27 protein-coding genes, 1 tRNA gene and 1 other RNA gene are annotated in these 25205 nt (G+C 70.0%); 7 read left to right on the forward strand and 22 right to left on the reverse strand.

All coding sequences use genetic code 11. The features are described 5' to 3' along the window. Position 1: 1 nt before the first annotated feature. From QN315_RS06465 to QN315_RS06475, 3 genes are all read right to left on the reverse strand, one after another. On the reverse strand, positions 2-1588 hold the full coding sequence (locus QN315_RS06465; RefSeq protein ID WP_323992244.1) for a DegQ family serine endoprotease: 1587 nt from the start codon (positions 1586-1588) through the stop codon (positions 2-4). A 188-nt stretch (positions 1589-1776) separates the two neighbouring features. Continuing rightward, complete coding sequence (locus QN315_RS06470; protein WP_323992246.1) at positions 1777-2472, reverse strand: SGNH/GDSL hydrolase family protein; 696 nt, start codon at positions 2470-2472, stop codon at positions 1777-1779. Then, a complete protein-coding gene (locus QN315_RS06475; protein WP_323992248.1) occupies positions 2472-3692 on the reverse strand; it encodes an OpgC domain-containing protein in 1221 nt (406 codons plus the stop codon). The genes QN315_RS06470 and QN315_RS06475 overlap by 1 nt, the downstream gene beginning before the upstream one ends. A gap of 217 nt (positions 3693-3909) precedes the next feature. Here QN315_RS06475 and QN315_RS06480 point away from each other — a divergent pair, with 217 nt between their 5' ends. Further along, complete coding sequence (locus tag QN315_RS06480) at positions 3910-5037, forward strand: Mrp/NBP35 family ATP-binding protein (RefSeq protein WP_323992250.1); 1128 nt, start codon at positions 3910-3912, stop codon at positions 5035-5037. Between the two features lie 14 nt (positions 5038-5051). Here the strand turns inward: QN315_RS06480 and QN315_RS06485 are convergent, their stop codons facing one another. From QN315_RS06485 to queA, 5 genes are all read right to left on the reverse strand, one after another. Beyond that, positions 5052-5879 (reverse strand): TerB family tellurite resistance protein, encoded by an 828-nt coding sequence (locus QN315_RS06485; RefSeq protein ID WP_323992252.1) that lies wholly within the window; start codon positions 5877-5879, stop codon positions 5052-5054. Positions 5880-5954: 75 nt separating this feature from the next. After that, on the reverse strand, positions 5955-6254 hold the full coding sequence (locus tag QN315_RS06490; RefSeq protein ID WP_323992254.1) for a ribbon-helix-helix domain-containing protein: 300 nt from the start codon (positions 6252-6254) through the stop codon (positions 5955-5957). Positions 6255-6264: 10 nt separating this feature from the next. Then, positions 6265-7404, reverse strand: coding sequence for a tRNA epoxyqueuosine(34) reductase QueG (queG, locus tag QN315_RS06495; protein ID WP_323992256.1), 1140 nt, complete (start codon positions 7402-7404; stop codon positions 6265-6267). Beyond that, a complete protein-coding gene (gene tgt, locus QN315_RS06500) occupies positions 7404-8567 on the reverse strand; it encodes a tRNA guanosine(34) transglycosylase Tgt (protein ID WP_323992258.1) in 1164 nt (387 codons plus the stop codon). Before tgt ends, queG begins: the two co-directional genes overlap by 1 nt. Beyond that, positions 8564-9634, reverse strand: a complete 1071-nt coding sequence (queA, locus tag QN315_RS06505; protein ID WP_323992260.1) for a tRNA preQ1(34) S-adenosylmethionine ribosyltransferase-isomerase QueA — start codon at positions 9632-9634, stop codon at positions 8564-8566. Before queA ends, tgt begins: the two co-directional genes overlap by 4 nt. A gap of 114 nt (positions 9635-9748) precedes the next feature. Here queA and QN315_RS06510 point away from each other — a divergent pair, with 114 nt between their 5' ends. Next, the gene (locus tag QN315_RS06510) at positions 9749-9979 is read left to right on the forward strand and encodes a hypothetical protein (RefSeq protein WP_176641425.1); all 231 of its coding nucleotides are present in this window, start codon (positions 9749-9751) and stop codon (positions 9977-9979) included. A 67-nt stretch (positions 9980-10046) separates the two neighbouring features. Then, the gene (locus tag QN315_RS06515; protein ID WP_323992261.1) at positions 10047-10535 is read left to right on the forward strand and encodes a kinase inhibitor; all 489 of its coding nucleotides are present in this window, start codon (positions 10047-10049) and stop codon (positions 10533-10535) included. Between the two features lie 32 nt (positions 10536-10567). Here the strand turns inward: QN315_RS06515 and QN315_RS06520 are convergent, their stop codons facing one another. The 5 genes from QN315_RS06520 to ssrA all read right to left on the reverse strand — a co-directional run bounded on the left by QN315_RS06520 (position 10568) and on the right by ssrA (position 14922). Continuing rightward, on the reverse strand, positions 10568-11524 hold the full coding sequence (locus tag QN315_RS06520) for an aquaporin (protein ID WP_323992263.1): 957 nt from the start codon (positions 11522-11524) through the stop codon (positions 10568-10570). Between the two features lie 7 nt (positions 11525-11531). Next, positions 11532-11924: a VOC family protein gene (locus QN315_RS06525; protein ID WP_176640154.1), complete on the reverse strand. Its 393-nt coding sequence runs from the start codon at positions 11922-11924 to the stop codon at positions 11532-11534. 58 nt (positions 11925-11982) lie between these two features. Further along, positions 11983-13671, reverse strand: a complete 1689-nt coding sequence (locus tag QN315_RS06530; protein ID WP_408904594.1) for a fumarate hydratase — start codon at positions 13669-13671, stop codon at positions 11983-11985. Positions 13672-13765: 94 nt separating this feature from the next. Then, complete coding sequence (locus QN315_RS06535; protein WP_323992267.1) at positions 13766-14359, reverse strand: ClpXP protease specificity-enhancing factor SspB; 594 nt, start codon at positions 14357-14359, stop codon at positions 13766-13768. Between the two features lie 225 nt (positions 14360-14584). After that, positions 14585-14922, reverse strand: a transfer-messenger RNA (tmRNA) gene (gene ssrA, locus QN315_RS06540). 75 nt (positions 14923-14997) lie between these two features. Between ssrA and thyX the strand changes: the two genes are divergently transcribed. Then, complete coding sequence (gene thyX / locus QN315_RS06545; RefSeq protein WP_323992269.1) at positions 14998-15945, forward strand: FAD-dependent thymidylate synthase; 948 nt, start codon at positions 14998-15000, stop codon at positions 15943-15945. A 119-nt stretch (positions 15946-16064) separates the two neighbouring features. On the opposite strand, the gene QN315_RS06550 is transcribed toward thyX, so the two are convergent. Beyond that, complete coding sequence (locus QN315_RS06550) at positions 16065-16946, reverse strand: MOSC N-terminal beta barrel domain-containing protein (RefSeq protein ID WP_323992271.1); 882 nt, start codon at positions 16944-16946, stop codon at positions 16065-16067. Further along, entirely contained in the window at positions 16943-18136 is a 1194-nt protein-coding gene (locus QN315_RS06555) for an aldose epimerase family protein (RefSeq protein WP_323992273.1), read from the reverse strand. Before QN315_RS06555 ends, QN315_RS06550 begins: the two co-directional genes overlap by 4 nt. A 366-nt stretch (positions 18137-18502) precedes the next feature. Here QN315_RS06555 and QN315_RS06560 point away from each other — a divergent pair, with 366 nt between their 5' ends. Together QN315_RS06560 and QN315_RS06565 are read left to right on the forward strand one after the other, a co-directional pair. After that, entirely contained in the window at positions 18503-19270 is a 768-nt protein-coding gene (locus tag QN315_RS06560; RefSeq protein WP_323992275.1) for a VacJ family lipoprotein, read from the forward strand. Between the two features lie 15 nt (positions 19271-19285). Next, the gene (locus tag QN315_RS06565; RefSeq protein WP_323992278.1) at positions 19286-19912 is read left to right on the forward strand and encodes an ABC transporter substrate-binding protein; all 627 of its coding nucleotides are present in this window, start codon (positions 19286-19288) and stop codon (positions 19910-19912) included. A gap of 70 nt (positions 19913-19982) precedes the next feature. Here QN315_RS06565 and QN315_RS06570 read toward each other — a convergent pair whose 3' ends face one another. The 3 genes from QN315_RS06570 to QN315_RS06580 all read right to left on the reverse strand — a co-directional run bounded on the left by QN315_RS06570 (position 19983) and on the right by QN315_RS06580 (position 22619). Beyond that, positions 19983-20522, reverse strand: a complete 540-nt coding sequence (locus QN315_RS06570; RefSeq protein WP_408904617.1) for a GNAT family N-acetyltransferase — start codon at positions 20520-20522, stop codon at positions 19983-19985. A gap of 259 nt (positions 20523-20781) precedes the next feature. Further along, positions 20782-22461, reverse strand: coding sequence for an energy-dependent translational throttle protein EttA (ettA, locus tag QN315_RS06575; RefSeq protein WP_323992281.1), 1680 nt, complete (start codon positions 22459-22461; stop codon positions 20782-20784). Between the two features lie 84 nt (positions 22462-22545). Next, positions 22546-22619: transfer RNA gene (locus QN315_RS06580), tRNA-Ile, on the reverse strand. A 167-nt stretch (positions 22620-22786) separates the two neighbouring features. Here QN315_RS06580 and ppa point away from each other — a divergent pair. Then, the gene (gene ppa / locus QN315_RS06585) at positions 22787-23311 is read left to right on the forward strand and encodes an inorganic diphosphatase (RefSeq protein ID WP_323992284.1); all 525 of its coding nucleotides are present in this window, start codon (positions 22787-22789) and stop codon (positions 23309-23311) included. Positions 23312-23499: 188 nt separating this feature from the next. On the opposite strand, the gene QN315_RS06590 is transcribed toward ppa, so the two are convergent. From QN315_RS06590 to QN315_RS06605, 4 genes are all read right to left on the reverse strand, one after another. Further along, positions 23500-23880 (reverse strand): DUF86 domain-containing protein, encoded by a 381-nt coding sequence (locus QN315_RS06590; protein ID WP_323992287.1) that lies wholly within the window; start codon positions 23878-23880, stop codon positions 23500-23502. Continuing rightward, positions 23877-24167: a nucleotidyltransferase family protein gene (locus QN315_RS06595; protein ID WP_323992290.1), complete on the reverse strand. Its 291-nt coding sequence runs from the start codon at positions 24165-24167 to the stop codon at positions 23877-23879. Before QN315_RS06595 ends, QN315_RS06590 begins: the two co-directional genes overlap by 4 nt. Positions 24168-24261: 94 nt before the next feature. Continuing rightward, entirely contained in the window at positions 24262-24621 is a 360-nt protein-coding gene (locus tag QN315_RS06600) for a YnfA family protein (RefSeq protein WP_323992292.1), read from the reverse strand. A gap of 42 nt (positions 24622-24663) precedes the next feature. After that, positions 24664-25179, reverse strand: coding sequence for a hypothetical protein (locus tag QN315_RS06605; RefSeq protein WP_323992295.1), 516 nt, complete (start codon positions 25177-25179; stop codon positions 24664-24666). Positions 25180-25205 lie beyond the last annotated feature (26 nt).

A 25205-nucleotide genomic window follows, 5' to 3' on the forward strand; every position in this document is an offset into this window, starting at 1 on the left:
CCTATTTCCCGTCGGCTCCGTCCAGCGGGAACGGGACCCAGCGCATTCCGTCGGCATTCTGCACGAGGAACAGCACCGAGCGCCTGTGCTGCGCCCGCGCCGCGTCCAGCAGGCGCCGCACGTCGGCCGGCGTGGACACGTCGGATTGCTGGACCTCGGTGATCACGTCGCCGGGGCGCAGGCCCCTGTCCGCCGCCGGCCCGTCCTGGGCCACCTGGGTGACGACCACGCCCTTCTGGCCCTCGGTCAGGTTGTATTTCTGGCGCGCCACGTCGTCGATCGCCGCCACGGTGAAGCCCAGCCCGTCCAGCGGGACGCTGCCCTGCGGCCTGGCCGCCGGCTTCTTCGGCGCGGGCGGGGGCGTGTCGTCGGGCAGCGCCCCCACCGTGACGGGCATGGTCAGGCCGTGGCCATGGCGCCAGACGCCCAGCGTGACCACCTTGCCCGGGATTTCGTCGGCCATCAGGCGCGGCAGGGCCCGCCCGTCGATCGGCTTGCCGTCCAGCGACAGGATCACGTCGCCGGTCTGCAGTTTCGCGTTCGCTGCGGGGCCCTTGGGCTCGACGCCGGCGATCAGCGCGCCGTGCGCGTCCTTGAGCCCCAGCCCGTCGGCGATGTCCTGCGTCACGTCCTGGATGCGCACGCCGATCCAGCCGCGCGACACCTTGCCGGTGCGGCGCAACTGCTCGATGATTCCCCGGGCCTCGGCCGAGGGGATGGAGAAGCCGATGCCGATCGACCCGCCCGAGGGCGAGTAGATGGCGGTGTTGATGCCGATCACCTGCCCCTGCATGTCGAAGAGCGGGCCGCCGGAATTGCCCTTGTTGATCGGCGCGTCGGTCTGGATGAAATCGTCGTACGGTCCCTGCTCGATATTGCGGCCGCGCGACGAGATGATGCCCGCCGTCACCGTGCCGGACAGGCCGAACGGGTTGCCGATCGCCAGCACCCAGTCCCCCACCCGGGCGCGGTCGCTGTCGCCGAAGCCGACGGCGGGCAGCGGATGGGGCGAATCGACCTTCAGCACCGCCAGGTCGGTGCGGTCGTCATGTCCGATCTCATGCGCCTTGAGCACCGTGTTGTCCTGCAGCGTGACCGTGATCTGGTCGGCATGGCGGATCACGTGGTTGTTGGTGACCACGATGCCGGACGGGTCGATGATGAAGCCCGAGCCGAGCGCCTGCATCTTGCGCGGCGCGGCCTCGGGGCCGTTCTGGCGGTTCATGAAATCGTGGAAGAATTTCTCGAAGGGCGAGCCTTCGGGGAAGTTCGGGATCTGCGGCGCGTCGCCGCCGCCGTCACCGTCGCCCTCGGCGTCGCCGTCCTCGTCGCCCGGCTTGACCGTCTCGGTGGTCGAGACATTGACCACCGCCGGCAGCAGGCGCGCCGCCAGGTCGGCGAAGCTGTCGGGCATGCCGCGTCCCGGGACGGGCGGCGGCGGGAGCACCGCCCCCGGCGCCGCGGGGACCGCCGGATGCGGCACGATCGCCGGTTCGGCCCGAGCCGCGCCCCCGGGGGACAGGGAAAGGGCCGCCGCAAGCCCGGCGAGGGCGAGCGGACGGAAGAAAACCGGAACAGGCAGGGACATCGGGCGGGCGGTTCCTGAAAAGCGGATCGTCGGTAAACAGGTCGTCGACAAGACGGGCATCCTGGAGGCGGGCATCCTAGAGCATGATCCCGGCGGACGGAAATCGGGGAAACCAGGCAGGGGGACAACCGTGATAACCCCCGTGCGCGGCGGGAAGTTCCCCCTTGGCGGCTTTTGAAAAAAGCCTGCTACAGCGCGGCGCCGCCGGGCGCGCCGGTCAGGTCCACCAGCCAGGCCGCCACGGCCTCGCCCAGCAGGCGGTAGCCGCGATCGCCCATATGCAGCCCGTCGGGCGACAATTCGTCGCGCGCCAGGCCCAGTTCGGCGCACCAGGATTTCATGCGGGCATAGCGGCCGAAGACCGGGATCCCCAGGTCGGCGCCGAGGCGGTGCACCGCGGCGACGAAGGCCGGGAAGGCCGCGCATTCCTCGAGCATCCGGCAATATTGCGGGTCCATCAGCACCAGCTCCGCCCCCGCCGCGCGGGTGGCCAGGAGGTCCTGCCGGGTCAGTGCCTCGTAGGTCTCGACCGGCACGCCCTGCCAGGCATCGTTGCTGCCGGTCTGCCAGAGCACCAGGTCCGAGCCGTCGGCCAGCAGGTCGGCCAGGCGCGCATGCATCTCGGCCGCGCCGTTGCCGCCGACCCCGCGATTGATCACGGCGAGCCCGCCCGGCACCATCGGCGCCAGCGCGCGTTCGAAGACCGGGCCGAACCCGTGCGCGGGCGTGCTGGCGCCCACGCCCTCGATCGTCGAGGAGCCGAACAGCGTCACCCGCACCGGCCGGCCCTGCAGCAGGCGGGCAGTCAGGCGGGGAAGGAAGGGCGCCCCGACATGCGTGCCGGGGGTGTGGGCGACAGGCGCCGCGGGGGCGGGATCGGACATCAATGGGCTCGTTTCAGGCCGGATACGGGGGGTGGCGTCATCTCGCGGCCCGGCTCGGCCGCCGCCTGCATCTTCTGCCGCACCCGGCGCCGGTCGAGAACCGTCGCCAGCCCCCACAGGATCGAAAATCCGATCACATTCACCGCGACCTGCAGCATCCAGCCCGACCCGAACGAGGTGAAGACCAGCCGCGCATACAGGTCGATGACCGTCCCGGCCGCGAAGATTTCGAGCGAATGGCGGCCGAACAGCGCCATCAGTCGCCCGAACCGGCCCTCGGCCACGCCCCGCGCCCCGTGCGAGGACTGCACCAGGTAGAAGATCGCCATCACGTCCACCAGTCGCAGCGGGGCCAGCACGCTCTTGTCCGGTGCGGGGATGGCGAAGGGCCGCAGGTCCGGCAGCCCCCACAGCGACCAGGGAAAGACCTCGAAGGCCGACAGCACCAGATAGGCGCCGCACAGGCCGCGCAGCCAGCCGACCGCCGGCAGGCTGCCGCCCCGCCGGCCGGCCAGGACCGAGGCGCACGCCCCCAGCGTGAACAGGAACTGCCAGGCCAGCGGGTCGAAATACCATCCGTCCGGGTCCAGCCAGTTGGGGAAATTGATCGTCGGATCCAGGTTGATCAGCAGCCACAGCCCGCCGCTGAGCGCGAGCGTCAGCACCAGCGAGCGGCGCATCAGCAGGTAGACCAGCGGAAAGGCCGCCAGCAGCACGATATAGAGCGGCAGGATGTTCAGGTTGCTGGGCAGCGCGTCCAGGAACATCACCCGCCAGAAGGCGCTGAGCCCGTGCGCCAGCTCGGGTTCCAGGAAATCCACCGGCACAGGCCAGAACGACCGCCAGGCCCGGATGGTCGCGGTGGTGACCACCACCATGACGGCCTGGAAGACATAGAGCCGCGCGCAGCGCCGCCACACCCGCCCCAGCCCGGCGCGCAGGCCCACCCGGTCGAAATTCCGGCCATAGGCCAGCCACGAGGCGTAGCCCGCCAGCAGCACGAAGATTTCCGCCGCGTCGGCGAAGCCGACATTGCGCAGGGTGAAGCGGTTCAGGACGTTCTGGGGGATATGGTCGACGAACATCATCAGCAGCGCGACGCCGCGCAGCGCATCGACCCGATGGTCGCGCGCACGGCGCGGGGCGGCGGCGCCCGCCTGCCCGGCCCCGGGCGCCCCGCGAGACCGGGACGGTGGGCGCTGGGACACGGAAGAGGTCATGAAAGCCGGTTCCTCCTGCGGCGATGGACGATCCGTCCCTGACAGATGGAGCAGAATGCCCGGCAACTCCAGCCCCCGTTTCGATTCCTTACATGAGACGGGGAATACGCGGCATAGGGCATGGGGCATGGGGCATGGGCCGATTTGCCGTGGCGGAAATTTCGCCTATGTCCGGTCTCGGATTCATAGCGGCGCCAGCGCCAGGAAGGACGGCCTTATGACGGACGCGACACGGATGCAGATCGAGCAGGCGCTGCGGCAGGTGCGCGCGCCGGACGGCACGACGATCCTGGACCACGCCGCGCTGGACGCGGCCACGCTGCGCGATGGCACGCTGCATGTCGCGCTGGCCACCAGCCGCGCCGCGGCCCCGCTGCTGGAGCCGCTGCTGCCGCAGGCGGAGGCGGCGCTGCGTGCCCTGCCCGGGATCGGCCCTGGGATCAGCGCCGTGAGCGTGATCCTGACCGCCCATCGCGCCGCGCCGCCGGCGGGAGGGGCGCCCCAAGGAGCGGCGGCACAGGGGGGTGGCCACCGGCCGCTGAACCTGGGCGGCGGGGGCGCGCGGCAGGGTCCGTTGCTGCCGGGGGTCGGGGTGGTGATCGCGGTCGCGTCGGGCAAGGGGGGGGTCGGCAAATCCACCACCGCGGTCAACCTGGCCGTGGGGCTGGGGATGGAGGGGCTGCGCGTCGGGCTGCTGGATGCCGACATCCATGGCCCGTCCCTGCCGCGCATGCTGGGGCTGCGCCGGCCGCCCGAACTGCATGAGGGCCGGATGCTGCCGCTGGACGCCTGGGGGATCAAGGCGATGTCGATCGGCCTGCTGGTCGATGAGCGGCAGGCGATGATCTGGCGCGGCCCGATGGTGATGGGCGCGCTGGGCCAGTTGCTGGGCGACGTGGAATGGGGCGCGCTGGACGTGCTGGTGGTGGACATGCCCCCCGGCACCGGCGACGCCCAACTGACGCTGGCGCAGAAGATCGCGCTGGCCGGGGCGATCGTGGTCTCGACGCCGCAGGACATCGCGCTGCTGGATGCGCGGCGGGGGGTGACGATGTTCCGGAAGATGGACGTGCCGGTGCTGGGGATCGTCGAGAACATGTCCTATTTCTGCTGCCCGAACTGCGGCCACCGCACCGACCTGTTCGGCCATGGCGGCGCGCGGGCCGAGGCCGAGGCGATCGGGGTGCCGTTCCTGGGCGAAATTCCGCTGCTGGCCGATATCCGCGCCAGCGCCGATGCCGGCGCCCCCGTCGTGACCGCCGCGCCCGACAGCCCGGCCGGCCAGGCCTATCGCGCGCTGGCCCGCACGGTGGGCGCCACCGTCAGGCGCCTGGCCGGCGCCTGACGGCTGGAGCCGCCTTATATCTTCCGGTCGCGCTTGATGCGGTCCCAGGCGGCGTTGATGCGGGCGATCCGTTCCGCCGCCTCTTCCATCTCGCCGGGGCCGGCGCCGCGCGCGGCCAGGGCGTCGGGATGGTGGGCGCGCACCAGTTGGCGCCAGGTGGCGCGGATTTCCACGTCCGTGGCGTCACGCTTCAGCCCCAGCACCGTATAGGCGTCGATCTCGTTCACCCCCGGCCGGGCGCCGCCCGATTCGGCGCGGTCCCACGCGCCGGGGCTGAGCTTGAAGGCCCGGTGCACGCGGCGCAGAAAGCGGGCTTCCATCGGGTGCAGTTCGCCCTCGGGCGCCAAATCCGCCCGGGCGACGGCGAACAGCGCCGCCAGCGCCTCTTCCAGCATGTCGGTCCGGTCGGCATAGGCCCGGCCCAGCTCGGCGGCGAATCCTTCGAAATCGTCCACCCGCTGGCGTGCCTGGTCGAACAGGCGGCCGACATCCCGGGCGTGCTCGCTGGGCACCTGGAAGCGGCGCTTGAAGGCGTCGATCTCGGCCCGGTTCACCGGCGCGTCGCATTTGGCCAGCTTGGCCGACAGCACCACCATCACCAGGCCGTACAGTTGCTCGCGCTTGCCGGTCACCGCCGCCAGCTTGGCGGCGACGAAGGTTGCCGCCCCGTTGGGGTCGGCGTTCAGGCGCGGGCCCCAGCGATCGGTCCAGCCGCCGACCGGCGTTTCCAGGATCGACCCGTTATCGGCCGCGTGGCCCAGCGCCGCGCCGACCACGGCGCCGAGCGGCCCGCCCATTGCGAACCCCGCCGCGCCGCCGAACAATTTCCCCCAGATCGCCATCAGAAATTCGCCATTATCCTTGCCGGGCCGGCATGCGCCGTCCGGTGCCGATCATGCGCCAAGACGCCACCCCCCTCAACCCGAATCGCCGGCTGCCCCCCTGCCCTGGCCCCGCCCCCGGTCCCGTGCGTCCAGCAAGGCCGCCACCCGCAGGGCGGAGGCCAGGGGGCGCGCCGGGTCGCGCGCGGCGTCGAGCCCGGCGATCAGCGCGGGCAGGCCGATCCCGCGCGCGCGCGCCATCTCGTCCAGCGCCGTCCAGAATTCGGGTTCGAGCGCCACGCTGGTCCGGTGGCCGGACAGCACCAGGCTGCGCTTGACCAGCGGCCGCCCGCCCGGCAGGCGGAAGCTTGCGGCGTTCTGGTCCCGGTCGTTCATGCTTGGTCGTTCATGTCGGCAGGCGTCCGGCCGCCCAGCGCGCGGCCTCGGCCACCACCGGATCGGGATCGTCGCACAGCGCCTGCGCCACCGGGCGCAGCGCGGCCAGTCCCGAATTGCCGACGGCCACCAGCACGTTGCGCACGAAGCGGTTGCGCCCGATCCGCTTGACCGGCGAGCCCGAGAACAGCGCCCGGAAGCCCGCATCGTCCAGCCGCGCCAGGTCCGCGAGGCGCGGCGCGGTGAGGTCGTCGCGGGCCCGCAGCTTCATCTGCCGCGATTCGGTGGCGAAGCGGTTCCAGGGGCAGACCGCCAGGCAATCGTCGCAGCCATAGATGCGGTTGCCCATCGCGGCCCGGAATTCCAGCGGGATCGGGCCCGGATTCTCGATCGTCAGGTAGGAAATGCAGCGCCGGGCGTCCATCCGGTACGGTTCGGGAAAGGCGTCGGTCGGGCAGGCATCCAGGCAGCGCCGGCAGGAGCCGCATTGCCCGCCCGAGGGCGCCGAGCGCGGCAGGTCCAGGGTCGTGTAGATCTCGCCCAGGAACAGCCAGCTTCCGTGCCGGCGGGACACCAGGTTGGTATGCTTGCCCTGCCAGCCCAGCCCCGCGCGTTCGGCCAGCGGCTTTTCCATGACCGGCGCGGTGTCGACGAAGACCTTGACGCCCGGCGCGGCCCCTGCCCCCGCGCCCTGGGCGGCGCTCCTCCGCGCGCCTTCGGCGGCAATCATCCGCGCGCCTTCGGCGGCACTCATCCGCGCGCCTTCGGCGACGACGAACTGCGCCAGGTGCTTGAGCATGCCCTTGACCACGTCGTGATAGTCGCGGTGCCGCGCATAGACCGACAGGTTGCCCCGGTCGGGCAGGCGCGTCGTCGCCAGCGGGTCGCCGCCGGGCGCGTAGGACAGGCCCAGCGCGATCACGCTTCGGGCCTCGGGCCACAAGGCGCGGGGATCGCCGCGCTGTTCGGTGCGTTCGGCCAGCCAGCCCATCGCCCCGTGATGGCCGGCGGCCAGGAAATCGGCCAGCCGCGCCCGGGCATCGTCGCCCAGCGCCGCGTCGCAGAACCCCACCGCGTCGAAGCCCAGCGCCAGCGCCTTGTCGCGGATCGCGTCGCGCAAGGCCGAATTGCACGGGGCCGGGCGGGGCATCACGGGACCGGTGGGATGTCGGCAGGGGGCATTTCGTCGGGCGTCCAGTCCTCCATCGCCCATTGGGCGCGCAGCCACGCGGCATGGACGTCCAGCGACCCGTCGATGATCGCGGCGCGCAGCCCGCGCATCAGCCGCTGGTAATAGGCCAGATTATGCCACGTCAGCAGCATCGGGCCCAGGATTTCATTGGCCCGGAACAGGTGGTGCAGATAGGCGCGGCTGTGCCGCGCGCAGGCCAGGCAGTCACAGTGCGGCGAGATCGGCCGCGTATCGCCGGCATGGCGCGCATTGCGCAGGTTCAGGGTGCCGCGTTCGGTATAGGCGCGGGCGGTGCGGCCCGCCCGGGTCGGCATGACGCAGTCGAACATGTCCACCCCGCGTTCGACGGCGCCCAGCAGATCGTCGGGGGTGCCCACCCCCATCAGGTAGCGCGGACTGTCGTCGGGGATCAGGGGCACGGTCGCGTCCAGGGTCGCGAACATCAGGTCCTGCCCCTCGCCCACCGCCAGGCCGCCGATCGCGTAGCCCTCGAAGCCGATATCGGTCAGGGCGCGCACGCTCTCGGCGCGCAGTTCGGGTTCGGTGCCGCCCTGGATGATGCCGTACTGGGCATAGCCCTGCCGGGGGACGAATGCCGCGCGGCAGCGCGCGGCCCAGCGCATGGACAAGCGCATGGACTGCGCGATCGTCTCGGGCGGGGCCGGCAGGGCCGGGCATTCGTCGAAGCACATGGTGATGGTGGCGTCCAGCGCGTGCTGGATGTGGGTCGACCGTTCGGGCGTCAGCCGGTGCTTCGAGCCGTCGATATGCGAACTGAACGTCACCCCGTCCTGGTCGAGCTTGCGCAGCGCGCCCAGCGACATGACCTGGAACCCGCCGGAATCGGTCAGGATCGGCCCCGGCCAGTCCATGAAGCGATGCAGGCCGCCCAGCGCGCGCACCCGTTCGGCCCCCGGGCGCAGCATCAGGTGGTAGGTGTTGCCCAGCACGATGCCCGCGCCGGTCGCGCGCACGGCGTCCATCGTCATGGCCTTTACCGTGCCGGCCGTGCCCACGGGCATGAAGGTGGGGGTGGGCACCATGCCGTGCGCGGTATGCAGGTGGCCCGCCCGCGCGCGGCCGAATCGCGCCTGACCGGTCCAGCGGAATGCGGTGCTCATGCGCCCGTCCCCCCTATGGCCGCGTCCCGCCGGTGGAGCAGGCAGGCATCGCCGTAGGAATAGAAGCGGTATCCCGTCTCGATCGCGTGGGCATAGGCCTGGCGCATCCTGTCATATCCGGCGAAGGCGCAGACCAGCATGAACAGGGTCGAGCGCGGCAGGTGGAAATTGGTCATCAGCAGGTCCACCGCCCGGAACCGGTAGCCCGGGCGGATGAAGATGGCGGTGTCGCCGTCGAAGGGCCGGATCGTGCCGTCCGGATCGGCCGCGCTTTCCAGCAGCCGCAGCGAGGTCGTGCCCACCGCCACGATCCGCCCCCCGGCGGCGCGGGCCGCGTTGATGGCCTGCGCGGTTTCCGGGGTGATGATGCCGCGTTCGGCATGCATGCGGTGGGAGGCGATGCTCTCGCCCCGCACGGGCAGGAAGGTCCCGGCCCCCACATGCAGGGTCAGCGTGCGGCGCCCGACGCCGGCCGCATCCAGGGCGGCCAGCAATCCGGGCGTGAAATGCAGCCCCGCCGTGGGGGCGGCCACCGCCCCGCGATGGGTCGAGAAGATGGTGGCGTAATCCGTGCGGTCCTGTTCGGTCGGTCCCTGGGGCCGCGCGATATAGGGCGGCAGCGCCAGCGCCCCCGCCACCTGCAGGAAGGCGTCGAACGCCGCGCCCTCGGTATCGAAGCGCAGGATCACGCCGCCCTCGGCGTCGCGGTCGCGGATCTCGGCCCGGTTGGGGGTGCCGGGGAAGGTCAGGACGTCGCCCGCGCGCAGGCGCCGCGCGTTGCGCGCCAGCGCGTGCCAGGTGCCGTCGGGCAGGATCCGGTCCAGCGTGATGCCGATCTTCGCCTCGCCCCGCCGCGCCTCGAGCTGTGCCGGGATCACCGCGGTGTCGTTGGCCACCAGCAGGTCGCCCGGCCGCAGCAGGCCGGGCAGGTCGCGCACCGCCAGGTCCTGGAAGGGGCCGGCCTGGGGGACGTGCAGCAGGCGCGCGGAATCGCGCGGCCGCGCCGGCTGGTCGGCGATCAGCGCGCCGGGCAGGACGAAATCGAAATCGGAGGCAAGGTCATGCATCGGATGCCCGGTTTACGGAATCCCGCGCCGGTTGGACAGTCCCGCCGCCACCCGGCAGAATGGCGCGGAACCCGATCGGGGGCCCGCCCCCATATCAGCAGACAGGAAGAGACCATGTCCTATGCCGCACTCGACGCCGCGCGCGTCGCCCGGGCCTGCAAGGTGGCGCTGAGCGTCCTTGAGGCCAATCCCGAAAGCTCGGAGGCCCATGTCCGCAAGACGCTGATGATCGAGCGCATGGCCGCCCTGGCCGCGGCGGCGGCCGAGTCCGCCGAAGCCACCGGCGGCGGCGGGGTGGTTACCCTGACGTCCGAGGAATTCTGGCTGGTCAGCAAGAACTGGTAGGGTCGTGCCATCGGGCCCCGAACACCCATATAGGGGCCGATGGAGCCGAAAGCACGAGGAGGCGTCCATGACATTCACCCTGACCAGCCGGGCCTTCGCCGAGGGCGACCGGCTGCCCGAGGCCCAGGTCTTCGACGGCATGGGCTATCGCGGCGGCAATATCTCGCCGCCCCTGGCCTGGAGCGGCGCGCCCGAGGGCACGCGCAGCTTCGCCGTGACGATGTACGACCCCGACGCCCCCACCGGATCGGGCTGGTGGCACTGGGTGATGGTCAATATCCCCGCCTCGACCGCCGGCCTGCCGGCCGGCGCCGGATCGGGCGATGCCGACCTGCCGCCCGGCGCGTTCATGACCCGCACCGATTTCGGCGGCAATGCCTATGGCGGAGCCGCCCCGCCGCCGGGACCGGCGCACCGCTACATCTTCACGGTCCACGCGCTGGACACGGCGGTGCTGAGCGTGCCGGCGGACGCGTCGGGGGCGATGGTGGGATACATGATCAACAGCCACAGCCTGGGTTCGGCCAGCCTGACCGCCTTGTTCGGCAGGAGCTGATCCCGACTCTTCCGGCGCCCGATCGGCTGCCGCTATGACCTGCGGCGCCGCCAGGGCAACAGGATGGGGGGCAGCAGGAAGGGCACCCGGCCGTGATGGCCGAAATGCGCCAGCCGGGCCTCGTGCACATGCATGGCGCCGAAGGTTCCCAGCCGCACCATCAGCACCGTCGACACCACGCCGCAGAACGGTGCGGCGCCATAGATCCAGAAATCCTGCCACTGGCCGGAAAACACCGCCGGCCCCAGGCTGCGCGCCAGATTGGTGCTGTCGCCCGACAGCCAGGCCTCGAACGGGTTCAGCGCGAAGAACAGCGGGCCGGCCAGCAGCGGCGTCGCCCAGCGCAGCGCGGCATGGCCGCCGGTATAGAGCAGCGCGGTGATGAGCAGCGCCGTGGTGCAGACCTCGCCCATGAACACCCAGGAGAGCGGCACCAGGTCGAAGGGGATGGTCGCCGCGAAACGGGTGGCGTGCGCCCACGCCCCCAGGCGCGGCCACGCCCGCCCGGCCAGCGCGACCAGTCCGGTCCCGAGCACCGCGCCCGCGAGCTGCGCGGCCCAGTAGCCCAGCAGATCCCGCCAGGCCAGCCGCCCCAGCAGCGCGAAGGCCAGCGAGACGGACGGGCTGACATGCCCGCCGCTGACCCGGCCGAAGGGCGACAGCGCGGCCAGCGAGCCGCCCATGCCGAAGAACAGGCCCTGCAGCGCGACCTGCAGCGCCGGATGGTTCGCCAGGCCCCGGCCGACGGGCGAGTCGCCGGCCCCCAGCAGCACGTTGGTGGTCACGCCGAACAGCATCAGCAGCATCGTGCCCGCGCATTCGCAGGCATAGAGGCGCGGATGGAGCAGCCGGCCGGGGTGCGGCGCCCCGGCCAGCGGCCGGTCCTGCGGGTGGGGGTACAGGGCCGCGTCGCCGGCGGGCGGCGCGGCGTCCGGGTCCGGGTTTGGGCCCGGGTTTGGGTCCGGGTTCAGGTTTGGGCGCGCGTCCATGACGCCGCTATCCCTGATAGGACGCGATCTCGATCAGGTTGCGATCCGGGTCCTCGCAATAGACCGAGGTTACGGGCCCCAGCGCGCCGAGCCGCGCCACCGGCCCCTGGATCACCCGCACCCCGCAGCCTTCCAGATGCTCGATCACCTCGGTGCTGGACACCGCGGTGATGAAGCAGAGATCGTTGGTGCCGGGCAGCGCGTCCTCGGCGCTGGCCCAGCCCTCGGCCCCCTGGGGGCGGAGATTGATCTTCTGGCCGCCGAATTTCAGCGCGGTGCGGTTGTTGCGGCCATATTCCTCGCGCTCCATGCCCAGGACGCGCTGGTACCAGGATGCCGAGACCTCCTGGTCCCGGACGGTGATGACGACATGGTCCAGCCGATCGACGGTAAAGCGCATGGAACGCGTATCTCCGTAATGTCCTGATGTGACGAGTGTCCGTGTCCGCCAGGCCGGTTCAGCCTGTCAGGCCATCGTAGAAATCATTGCCCTTGTCGTCGATGACGATGAAGGCCGGGAAGTTCTCCACCTCGATCTTCCAGACCGCCTCCATCCCCAGTTCGGGATATTCCAGCACCTCGACCTTGCGGATGCAGTCGCGGGCCAGCCGGGCCGCCGGGCCGCCGACCGAGCCCAGATAGAACCCGCCATAGGCGCGGCAGGCGTCGCGCACCGCCTTCGACCGGTTGCCCTTGGCCAGCATGACGAACGAGCCGCCGGCCTGCTGCAACATCGCCACATAGCTGTCCATGCGTCCCGCCGTGGTGGGGCCGAACGCGCCGGTGGGCATGCCCTCGGGCGTCTTGGCCGGTCCGGCGTAATAGACCGGGTGGTCCTTCAGGTAGTCCGGCAGGCCCTCGCCGCGTTCGAGCCGTTCGCGGAACCTGGCGTGGGCGATGTCGCGCGCCACCACCATGGTGCCGGTCAGCGACAGGCGGGTGCGCACCGGGTGGCGCGACAGCAGGGCGCGGATCGCGTCCATCGGCTGGTTGAGGTCCACCCGCACCTCGGTGCCGCCCAGATGGTCGTCCGTCGTCTCGGGCAGGAAGCGTGCCGGGTCGGTCTCCAGCCGTTCCAGGAAGATCCCTTCGGCGGTGATGCGCGCCTTGACCTGCCGGTCGGCCGAGCACGACACGCCGATCCCCACCGGCAGGGACGCGCCATGCCGCGGCAGGCGCACCACCCGCACGTCATGGCAGAAATACTTGCCGCCGAACTGCGCGCCGATCCCCAGCCCCTGGGTCAGCTTCAGGATCTCCTGCTCCATCTCCAGGTCGCGGAAGGCGTGGCCCAGCGCGCTGCCTTCGGTCGGCAGCCCGTCCAGCCAGCGGGTCGAGGCCAGCTTGACCGTCTCGAGCGTCTGTTCGGCCGACAGGCCGCCGATCACCACCGCCAGGTGGTAGGGCGGGCAGGCCGAGGTGCCCAGCGTGCGCACCTTGCCGTCCAGCCAGGCCAGCAGGTTTTCCTTGCTGGACAGCAGGGCGCGGGTTTCCTGGAAGAGGAAGGTCTTGTTGGCGGAGCCGCCGCCCTTGGCGACGAACATCAGGTCCATCTGCGCGGCATGGTCCTCGCCGGGGGTCGCCGCGATATGGAACTGCACCGGCAGGTTGGTGCCGGTATTCACCTCGTCGAACATCGACAGCGGCGCCATCTGCGAATAGCGCAGGCTGGTGCGGGTGTAGGTTTCGTACACCCCGCGGGAGAACGCTTCCTCCTCGTTCCCGTCCACCCAGACGCGCTGGCCCTTCTTGCCGTAGATGATCGCCGTGCCGGTGTCCTGGCACATCGGCAGCACGCCGCCGGCGGCGATGCAGGCATTCTTCAGCAGGTCCAGCGCCACGAACCGGTCATTGTCCGACGCATCGGGGTCCTGCAGGATCGCCGCAAGCTGCGCCAGGTGGCCCGGCCGCAGCAGGTGGGCGATGTCGTGGAATGCCTGGGCCGCCAGTTCGGCCAGGGCCTCGGGGCTGACATGGAGCACGGTCCGCCCGTCGCAGGTGCCGGTGCGCACGCCCGCGATATCCAGCCTTCGCCAGGGCGTCCCGGTGTCCTGCAGCGGAAAGAGCGGCCCGTAGGCGAAGGGCCGCAGAGGGGGGCCGAGCGGGGGCCGGAGAGAGGGCTTGGAGGGTATGGAGGACGCGTTCACTCGGACAATCTCCTGCCTTATCCCCCGGATTGCTTTCCGGGTGGCGGTTCACGGAGCGCCCGGCCGCATCCGGGCGTCCCGGATGGCGTGCGGATCAACTGGGGTTCGGGCCCTTTTTCCGGAAGGCCGCCAGGCTGACCACCTGGGACGAGGCCGGCGCCTGCCCGTCTGTCGTCTCGCCGGGCGTCTCGTCGGGCGCCTCGCCGGAGGCGGTATCGGAGGACGCATCGGAGGACGCGGCCGATTCGAGGGCAGCGGGCTCCTCGTCCTGTGCCGGGGCCGGTCCGGGCGGGGTGAAGCGCAGGGCCAGCCGGATATGCGGGTCGGCGAAGGCGGTGATCGCCGCGACCGGGATCACCAGTGTCGAGCCGACGCCGCCGAAGGACAGGCCGACCGACACGGTGCGCGCAGTGCGGTCCACCCGCAGGTCCCAGAACTGGTGCTGCAGCACGATGGTGATGTCGTGCGGATATTGCGCCCGCAGGCGCGCCGGGATTTCGACCCCGGGCCAGCCGGTCAGGAAGGTGACGTAGAAATGGTGCCCGTCGGGCAGTCCCTCGCGCCCCACATGGTCCAGCGCGCGCAGCATCACGTCGCGATACGCGTCCTCGATCCACGAATCGTAGGGGAGCAGACTGTCGGGGATGGCGGCGTCGAAGCCGTTTTCCCCGTCGTGATCGTCGGACATGCGGAAATCTCCGTTCCGTTGGCCTGGGTGCGTTGCGCCACGCCGTGCCACAGGTTTCAGCCATGCGTCAAACCGGATCGGCGCGCAAGCCGGATGCGCGGGGGGCCGCTTCACGAAGCGGACACGCCGTCGCAATGAAAAGCGGCGTGCCGGGAGGCCGCCCGGGAATTGGTATCCGGAATTGGGCGCCCGGGATCGGGCATTGGCGGGGACCGGGTGCCGGCGAGTGGGAGGCTTCTGTTGCCCGGTGCCTCCCGAACCGCGCTTGTCACTTATGCAGCGACAGCGAGCGCCTCGAAGTTATCGTTGGCACTTGTGATTCAGCCCGATGACGGTGGTACAATGCCGGGCAAAAGGCAGGTCTTTACCATGCGTGTCGAGCCTGTTTCGTCCCCATAGCCCCCGGCCCCGCGCGGAGCCGAACCGGAAGGATCTGGTGGAGACGCCGGGTACTGCCCCCGGGTCCACAACACTTATTCCACGTGCCGTTTATCGCCATAGCCAAGGGGCGAACCCCTCCGGCACCCGGGGATATAGGGGGGCGGCGGCGGTTTGGCAATGGCCGCCGATGCGTTCCGGTCGGGCGCGTTTCATGGTATGCGCCGCCTTTGCAGACACGGAATCGGCGGGGGGCCGCGATGTTTTCAACGGACCAGAAATCGGAAATCGACGCCGCCCGCGCCGCCTGGAGCCAGACGCGCCGCGATACCGTCCCGGCGGTGGAGGAGGCGCTGTACCAGCCCGAGCCGGTGCTGGGGAGCGGGTTCGTCCGGCTGATCGACTATATGGGCGGCGACGCGGCCATCGTGCAGGGCGCGCGCGTGTCGTACGGCAAGGGAACGCGCAGCATTTCCGACGATCGCGGCCTGATCCGCTATCTGATGCGCAACCGCCATACCAGCCCGTTCGAACTGGCGGTGGCCAAGTTCCACGTGCGCGCGCCGATCTTCGTCACCCGGCAATGGTTCCGCCACCGCACGGCCAGCATCAACGAATATTCCGCCCGCTATTCGGTGCTGGAGAAGGAGTTCTACTTCCCCCGCGCCGAGGACATCGCCCGCCAGTCCGCCAGCAACAAGCAGGGACGCGGCGAAAGCCTGCCGCCCGACGCCGCCGAGCACGTGCTGGCGCTGCTGCGCGAGGATGCGAGCCGCTGCTACGACCATTACCTGGAGATGCTGAACCAGGACGAGGCCGGCAACGCGATCGACCCCGACCGGCCCGTGGTGGCGCGCGAACTGGCGCGCATGACCCTGCCGGTCAACGTGATGACGCAGTTCTACTGGCAGATCAATCTGTGGAACCTGCTGCATTTCCTGCGGCTGCGGGCCGACGCGCACGCGCAGTACGAAATCCGCGCCTATGCGGATGCCATCCTCGGCCTGGTGGAACGCTGGGTGCCCCAAACATTCGAAGCCTTCCGCGACTATATGCAGGAAGCCGCGCTGCTGTCCGGCCCCGCCCTGCGCGCCCTGCGCGGCGTTCTGGCCGGCGAGCAGGTCGATCTGCAGGCGGCGGGCCTGTCGAAGCGCGAGGCCGCAGAACTGCTGGCGCTGCTGCCGGAAATCGGTCCGCGCCTTCGCTGAACTTGCGCCCCCTTGGGTTGGTTTTCGGGGCTTTGCCCCGAACCCCACCAAACGCGGTGCCTTTGGAAACCGTTTTTTTAATGAGTTGGTGACGAGGGGCGTTCTGTAGCCGGGGGGTGTTACGCGGGCAGAAGGTTGGATGGGCCTTGTTCCAGCACCGTCACCGGGTCACCCGCGGCGATGCGCCCCGGCCGCACCACCACCGCGTTCTGGCCGAACATCACCCCGCCCTTGGCCCGGCGGGTCCGCGCCAGGGTGCGCAGCGGTTCCTGCGGGTGGGGAATGTCCGCGCTGTGCTGGTCGATCGTCGTCATGACGCAGCGCGAACAGGGCTTGACGATCAGGATCCTGGCCTGCCCCACCGCCAGCAGCCGCCATTCGTCCTCGGCCCAGGCGGGGGCGCCCGTCAGCACGATATTGGGACGGAAGCGATTCATCGGCAAAGGCGGCACCGGGGGCGGCAGGTCCCGGTTCAGCGCGGCCAGCGACTCGGTGGTCGTCACCAGGACGGCGAACCCGTCGGCGAAGCCGACCACCGATCCGGGCGGGGCGTGGTCGGGATCGGCCGGCCGTGCCGCGACGTCATGCAGATAGGCCAGCCGGCACGGGCGCCCCAGCACGGCGGTCAGCCAGCCGGCCGCCGCCTGGCCGGCATCGACCGTCGGAACCGTGTCGCGCCACACCCGCACCGGATGCCGCGCCGCGCCGGCCGGCGGAACGGGAACGGCCAGCGCGCCGTGGCCGGGGCGGGACAGGACCAGCCCGCCCGCCCCGTCCGGCGCCGGACGGGGGGACCACGCCACCGACACCAGCGCCATGGACGGGATCTGGCGCTGGGTCAGGAACGTCCCGTCCGGGTCGGTCACCACCCAGCGCCGGTCGTCCTGCAGCCCGCAGGGGCCCAGCCACCCGTCCGCCACGGCGATGCCCCCCAGCGACTTGACCGGGTAGACATGCAGGGACGCGACCGAGAGCCCCGCATCCGTCCCCGCGCCCGTCATTTTCCGTGCGGCGCTGCCGGCTGCACGCCGAAGCGGAAGATCGTCGTGTAGTCGAACGTCTCGCCGGGGTTCAGCGTCGTGGTCGGGAAGGAGGGGTGGTTGGGCGAATCGGGATAATGCTCGGCCTCGAACGCGATCGCGTCGGTCTGGCGATAGGCGCGGTGCGACACGCCGGCATAGGCGCCGGTCAGCGAGTTCGAGGTGTAGACCTGCAGCCCCGGCTGGCTGGTCAGCACCTCCATCGTGCGGCCGGTCCGGGGATCCACGATCCGCGCCGCCGGGCGGGGAGCCGCGCCCGCCTGGCCGTCGACGACCCAGTTGTGGTCGTAGCCGCGCGCGAACATCAACTGCGGATAATCGTCGCGCAGATGCTCGCCGATGCGCATCGGCTTGCGGAAATCCAGCGGCGTGCCGGCCACCGGCGCCAGTTCGCCGGTCGGGATCGCGGTCGGATCGGTCGGCGTGTAGCGCGCGGCGTTGATCTGCAGCACCTCGTTCTCGATCGAGCCCGATCCCTCGCCGCCCAGATTGAAATAGCTGTGGTTGGTCAGGTTGAGCACCGTCGGCTGGTCGGTCGTCGCCTTGTAGTGCAGGGTGAGCTGGTCATGGTCGTCCAGCGTGTAGGTCACGCTGACCTTCAGCGTGCCGGGAAAGCCCTGGTCGCCGTCCGGGCTGGTCATCGACAGGGTGGCGCTGGCCGCATGCGCGCCCGCCGCGGTGCCGTCCACCGTCCAGACATATTTGTCGAAGCCCCTGGTGCCGCCATGCAGCGCGTTCGGCGGCGCGGTCACGGGAACGTGATACGTCTTGCCGCCCAGCGTGAAGGTCCCCTTGGCGATCCGGTTGGCGTACCGGCCGATCATGGCACCGAAGAACAGGCCGCCCTGCGCGCTGTCGACCGTGTAGCCTTGCAGGTCCGGGAAGCCGAGGACGATGTCGTCGACATGGCCGGTCCGGTCGGGCGTGTCGATCGCGGTGATGATGCCGCCATAGGTGATGAAGCGCACCGACACGTTATGCGCGTTGCGCAGGGTCAGGATTTCGATCGGCGTGCCGTCGGCCATCGTGCCGAATTTCGCCCGGTCCAGCGTGACGGCGGCGGCGGCCGGCCGGGCGGCGAGCGTGCCGCCCAAGGTGGAGGCTGCCAGCAGCAGCGCGGAAACCGAACGTGCCTTGGTGAGCTTGAACATCGTATCCCATTCATCTGTTGTGGATTTTGTGTCACACTGGACCAGTCTTCGACGATCCGGCAAGCCCGAAATCCGGCCCGGCAGCGTTGTCCGGTCCGCCATGCGCGGCAGGATGACGCCCATGACGGATTGCGCAACCGCCGGGCCATGCTAGAGAGTTTCCTCGCGGAAGGACATGGTCCGGTCCGCTTCATTCCATGATGCCCGGGACGCGCCGTGTTCCGGGAACGCGGACCGACAACAGGCCCCGGCCGTCCCGCGAGTCGACGCGGACCGGGGAACAGGCCTGGAAACAGGCCAGGAACAGGAACGAGTATGCGTGCAATGACAGGATCGAAGCCTCTACCGTCCCGGTCATCCACCCGTATGCTCCACCCGCGCATCGCCTCCGTTGCCGCCGGTGCGGGCATGCTGGCGCTGGCGCTGGCGGGATGCGCCGCCCCGCCGCCCAAGGACCCCGAGGCCCTGGCCGAGTATCGCGAGGCGAACGACCCCTATGAGCCGCTGAACCGCAAGATGTACGGGATCAGCATGACGCTGGACAAATACACGCTGCGCCCGGTCGCCAAGGCGTGGGTCTGGGCCCTGCCCTATCGCGTCCGGCAATCGCTGGGCGGGCTGGTCCAGACGATGGGCGAGCCGGTGGTATTCTTCAACGATGTCGGCGCCGGCAAGCCCCGCCGCGCCGGCGACGCCTTCGTGCGCTGGTGCATCAACATGGTCGCCGGCGTCGGCGGCCTGTTCGACGTGGCGAAATATGCGGGCTATCCGCATCACGACAACGACGCGGGGCTGACGCTGGCGACCTGGGGCGTGCCGTCCGGCCCGTACCTGTTCCTGCCCATGATGGGCCCGTCCTCGTTCCGCGACGCCGCGGGCTCTGGAATCGATATCGGGCTGCAGCCGCTGAACTACGTGCCGCGCGGCTATGGGCTGCTGACTTTCAACTGGGCCTACAACATCGTCGGCACGATCAACGGACGCGCCGACCACCTGGACGAGCTGGACCAGTTGCAGCGGGATGCGCTGGACCCGTACGCCACGATCCGCAGCGCCTATCAGCAGCAGCGCAAGGCGCAGGCCGAGTCGATCCGCAACGATCACCGGGCGACCGTGCCCGATTGGTATAACTGAGCAAGGGGCACAGAGATGAAGACAGTCCTTTCCCGTCGTCATGCGCTGGGTCTCGCCCTCGGGACGGCGGTGCTGCCGGTTCTGCGCCCGGCCCGGGCCGACGCCGCCGCCGCCGCGGCCGCCCGCGCCTTCGTCAACGATTTCGGCCAGCAACTGATCGCCATCGTCAATTCCAACCGCACGCTGGCGGACAAGAAGGCGGCGATGCTGCCGCTGCTGCAGGCCCATGTGGACATGGATGCGATCGCGCGGTACTGCCTGGGCCGCTACTGGCGCGTGGCCACTCCCCAGCAGCAGGCCCAGTACCTGGACCTGTTCCACCATGTCCTGGTCAATGCCATCACCGACAAGATCGGCGATTATCGCGGCGTGACGTTCACCATCGGCGGTACGTCGCAGGTCGGCACGGATCAGGCGGTGGATACGGTGATCAACCGCCCCGAACAGCCGGCGGCCAATACCCAGTGGATCATCAGCAACAGCAGCGGCCAGCCCAAGGTGGTCGACGTGGTGGGCGAAGGCACGAGCCTGCGCCTGACCCAGCGGCAGGATTACGCGTCGTTCATCGCGCGCCATAACGGCAGCGTCAACGCGCTGCTTCAGGCGCTGGACCACCAGGTGGCGGCGCACAACATCCATTGACGCGGCGTCCGGCGCGCGGAGGGAGCCCCGGCGCCGGCGGAGCCCTGGGAGGGCTTTTGCTGCGGCCTCGTTACTCCGGCAGGCGGATCGGCCGGCGTGGCGGCAGGGGCGGCAGCGGGTCGGGGCGCTGTTCGCGCACGCTTTCATAGACCAGCATCTGGTGCCCGTCGCGCATGAAGCTGTCGCACAGGGTCATGCCGATTCCGCCCAGGATGGTGCGCGAGGCGATATTGGTTTCGCGCGCCACCGCGATGATCCGGCGTATGCCGTTATCATGCGCGAAATTCAGCACCGCCCATGCGGCCTCGCGCGCCAGGCCGCGCCCGGCCGCCCAGGGCCATAGGGCGAAGCGCAGCCCCAGCCCGCGCCCGTCCGGGCGTTCGTGCAGTCCCGTCATGCCGATGAAGCGGCCGTCCTCGCGAATCGCGAAGATGCCCACGCCGTTCCGCGCCCAGCAGGCCAAGTCGTCGGCCATTTCCATTTCGGCCTGCTGGCGGCCGCGCACGCCGCCCAGCATCATGCCGAACGCCCCGGCATCGGCCTTGAGCCGCGCCATGTCGTCCATGTCGCGCCAGGCGATCGGCTCCAGCACCAGCCGGCCGGTGCGGATATGGCCACCGGGAACGGGCGAGCGCGCCGCCCAGCCGATCGGGGCGGCGGGCTGGCCCCAGGGGCCGCGCCGCGGGTGACGGGCGGCGGGCGCGGCCTCGGCGCCGTCCCCACGCCCCGGCCCGGCATCGCGCCCCTGCCCGGCATCGTACACAGGCGGCGCGCCCGCCCCCTGCGGCGGCCGCGCCCCGTCGCTCATGCCCGCCTCCGGGCCGCCGGGCGGACGCGCCGGGGCCGCCCGGCCCGCTTCTCCTGCGGGGTCAGCGCGCCAGCGGGCGGTACTTGATCCGCCCGGGCTCGGTCGCGTCAGGCCCGAGTCGACGTCGCTTGTCCTCTTCATAGGCCTGGAAATTACCCTCGAACCATTCGACGTGGCTGTCGCCCTCGAAGGCCAGGATATGGGTGGCCAGGCGGTCCAGGAACCAGCGGTCATGGCTGATGATCACGGCGCAGCCGGCGAATTCCGCCAGGGCGTCTTCCAGCGCGCGCAGCGTGTCGACATCGAGGTCGTTGGTCGGTTCGTCCAGCAGGATGACGTTGCTTTCCTGGCGCAGCATCTTCGCCAGGTGCACGCGATTGCGCTCGCCGCCCGACAGGATGCCGACCTTCTTCTGCTGGTCCGGGCCCTTGAAGTTGAAGGCGCCGACATAGGCGCGCGACGGCACCGCGCGCTTGCCCAGATAGATGACGTCGGTGCCGCCCGAGATTTCCTCCCAGACGGTCTTGTCGTCGTCCAGGCTGTCGCGCGACTGATCGACATAGCCGAGCTTGACCGTGTCGCCGACCTTCAGCGTTCCGGCATCGGGCTGCTCCTGCCCCACGATCATGCGGAACAGGGTGGACTTGCCCGCGCCGTTCGGCCCGATCACGCCGACGATGCCGCCGGGCGGCAGCTTGAAGCTGAGATCGTCGATCAGCAGCCGGTTGCCGAACGCCTTGCGCAGATCCTCGGCCTCGATGACCGTGCCGCCCAGGCGGGGGCCCGGCGGGATGACGATGTCGGCGGTGCCGCCCGCGCGCTCGGCGTTCTGGGCCAGCATTTCCTCGTACCGGGCGATACGCGACTTGCTCTTGGCCTGGCGCGCCTTGGGGCTGGAGCCGATCCATTCCTGCTCGGCGGCCAGGGCGCGCTGGCGGGCGCTCTCTTCCTTTTCCTCCTGGGCCAGGCGCTTGCGCTTCTGCTCGAGCCAGGAGGAGTAGTTGCCCTGGAACGGGAAGCCCCGGCCACGCTCCAGCTCGAGGATCCAGTTGGTGACGTTGTCGAGGAAGTAGCGGTCATGGGTGATGACCATCACCGTGCCCTGGTAGTCGCGCAGCGTGCGTTCCAGCCAGGCGACGCTTTCGGCGTCGAGATGGTTGGTCGGCTCGTCCAGCAGCAGCAGGTCGGGCTTTTCCAGCAGCAGGCGGCACAGCGCCACGCGCCGGCGCTCGCCACCCGACAGGCGGGTCACCGCGCTGTCGGCCGGGGGGCAGCGCAGCGCGTCCAGCGCGATGTCGATCTTGCGGTCCAGTTCCCAGCCGTCGCCGGCATCGATTTTTTCCTGCAGCTCGGCCTGTTCGGCCAGGAGGGCGGTCATCTCGTCGTCCGACATCGGCTCGGCGAACGCCATCGAGATCTCGTTGAAGCGGTCGACCGCGCGCTTCAGTTCGCCGAAGCCCAGGGCCACGTTCTCGCCGACGGTCAGCGATTCGTCCAGCTTCGGCTCCTGCTCCAGATAGCCGATCTTCATGCCCTCGGCGGCCCAGGCCTCGCCGCCGAACTCCTTCTCGATTCCCGCCATGATCTTCAGCAGGGTGGATTTGCCGGCGCCGTTGACGCCCAGCACGCCGATCTTCACCCCCGGCAGGAAGGACAGGGTGATGCCCTTGAAGACCTCGCGCCCGCCCGGATACGCCTTGGTCAGGTCCTTCATCACATAGACATATTGCGTGGCGGCCATGACGAAGGCTCCCGATATCCGAACAAGGTGAAGAGGGTCGTGCGGACCGCGCCCCCGAACCGGGGGGCGGGCCGTGCGACGGCCTGCGCCCGGCAGGACTTGAACCCGCAACCAAGCCGTTATGAGCGGCCCGCTCTGACCAATTGAGCTACGGGCGCGCAGGCCGGTCCTGACTTCGCGCATGTGCGGCGGTTTGGCAAGGTCCGGCGTGCCGGGCGGCCGCGAATTCGTCCCGCGCCGGCGCAATTCGGCCCGTGCTTGGCAAGGCCCGCGCGCCCCGATAGGGTCGGCGACGTCTTCCCATGCCGTGAAAAGGAACACCGCCATGGACGTATCGAAACTGTCGCCCGGCAAGGACGTGCCGTTCGACATCAACGTCGTCATCGAGATCCCCCAGGGCTCGTCGGTCAAATACGAGATCGACAAGGAGAGCGGCGCCATCGTGGTCGACCGCGTTCTCTTCACGCCCATGGCCTATCCGGCGGCATATGGCTTCATCCCCGGCACGCTGGCCGCCGACGGCGACCCGGCCGACGCGCTGGTGCTGATCCCGGCCCCGGTGGTGCCCGGCGCGGTGATCCGCGCGCGGCCGATCGGCATGCTGCGCATGGAGGACGAAAGCGGCCAGGACGAGAAGATCGTCTGCGTGCCGCATGACAAGGTGCACCCGCACTATGCCACGGTCGAGAAGATCGCCGACCTGCCCGAGATCACCATCCAGGCGATCGAGCATTTCTTCACCCGCTACAAGGACCTGGAGAAGGGCAAGTGGGTCAAGGTGGCTGGCTGGGCCGGGCGCGAGGAAGCCGGCGAGGTGATCACCGCCGCGATCGCCGCGGCCCAGAAGTAGGGCGCGGGGACAGCGCGCCGAAAGAGCCTTTCAGGCAGTTTCCCGGATCCGGCGGCCATTGGATTTCGGATTCGGGGAACGCGGCCCCGCCAGAGGCTCCGGCCCTTGGAACCCGTATTTTAGGTCTTGGGGTGCAGGGCATCATGCCCTGCCTGGTCCGGGCGGCGCCCGGCTGTTGACGCAGGCGATCACGTCCCACTCGAAGGCGCAGCGGAAGCGCGCGTCGATCGATCAAGCGCATTGAGTTGCGCGATCAGCGTGGGCAGAGCTTGCCCCACAGTATCCCACACGACGACGAAATTGATCTCGAAATAGCCATGCGCGATCCGGTTGCGCATTCCGCGCATGGCCCGCCACGGCAAGTCCGGATGCGCCTCCACGAACGCAGGATAGCGTGTCATGATCTTGGTCGCGGCTTCGCCTAGAATGATCAGGCTCATGACAACTGCCTGCTGAGTCCGGCGGTCCGCCAGAAAATCGTCCTGCGCCAAGCCTTCGACGAAGCTGCAGGCGTCGACGGCCGCGATGCGCATGTGATCGAGATAATCCGCGAGGCGTGCGTCGTTCATACCGGGTGGGCTTCCGCCAGCACGCGGTCACGAAAGCGGGCGGGCAGGTCGCCGGCCGTCAGCACGTCGATCCGGATCCCCAGCAGGTCCTCGAGATCGCTTTGCAATGCCCCCAGGTCGAACAGCGTCGTGCCGGCCGGCGCATCGACCAGAAGATCGAGATCACTGCCCTCGCGATCCTCTCCGCGCAGCACGGAGCCAAAAATGCGGGGATTGCTCAGACGGTGCGCCGCGGTCAGCGCCAGGATATGCGCGCGATGCGTCGTCAGGGCGACTGAAGGTTTCATCTGCCGTTTCTCCGCCTGCCGTTGCCATTTGCCATCATAGCAGCCCGACTTCATTTCATCCGGCTTCAATTCGTTTTCTATCGCTGTTTCGTCCTTATCGCCCCGCCGCGCGGCCGGCGGACAGGATGAGGGCGGCGCCGGCCAGGCACAAAGCCGCCCCGGCCAGGTCGCGCGCCGTGACGGGTCGTCCCTCGGCCAGGCGCAGCCAGGCCAGCGCGGCCACGATATAGATCCCGCCATAGGCGGCGAAGGCCCGTCCCGCCGCGTCGCTGTCCGCCAGGGTCAGCAGCCAGCCGAACAGCGCCAGGCAGGCCATGCCCGGCAGCAGCACCCAGGCCCCCGCCCCTTCGCGCCGCCAGCACCACCAGGCATAGCATCCGCCGATCTCGCACAGCGCGGCCGCGCCGAAGAGGGCGAGCGAGACCGCGACTGCCCGCGTGCCGGATTCCTGCATGTCAGACCCAGCCCATCAGATCCAATCCATCAGATCCATCCATCAGACCCAATCGGGGCGAAAGCGCGCGGCGACGATCCGGTTTTCCGTGAGTTCCTGCCGCATTCCCTCACGCAAGGCTGCCGGCACCACCGCCACCACCCGGTCGAACCACCGGCTCTGCCCCGTCACCCGCGCGCGGAACAGGTCCGCCAGCGCGGCCGACAGCCCCCCGCCCGGCAGGCAGCAGGCGCAGCCCGCGCCGTGCGCGCCGGATGCGAAGGGGCCCGGCGCCGGCAGGGGCACGATATCCAGCCAGCCGTCTTCCCAGCCTTCTTCCTGGCCGCCGGCTTTCTCGGCCGGCGTGCCGCAGGCCAGCACGATGGCAGCCGGGTCCGGCGCCATCGCGGCGAATTCGGCCTCGTCCAGCAGGTCCAGCCTGATGCGTCCCGTATCCGCGCCCCTGTCCGCGCCCCTGTCCGCGTCCCTATCCGCGCCCATTTCCCGCTCCTTCATCCGTCCTGTGCCGCCCTGTGCCGCGTGGCCCGGCACCCCATATCGGTATGGAATGCTGGACATGCATCGTGCCTGCATGAATAACAGCC

The sequence above is a fragment of the Nguyenibacter sp. L1 genome, from assembly GCF_035199985.1.
Classification (GTDB): Bacteria; Pseudomonadota; Alphaproteobacteria; order Acetobacterales; family Acetobacteraceae; genus Gluconacetobacter; species Gluconacetobacter vanlangensis.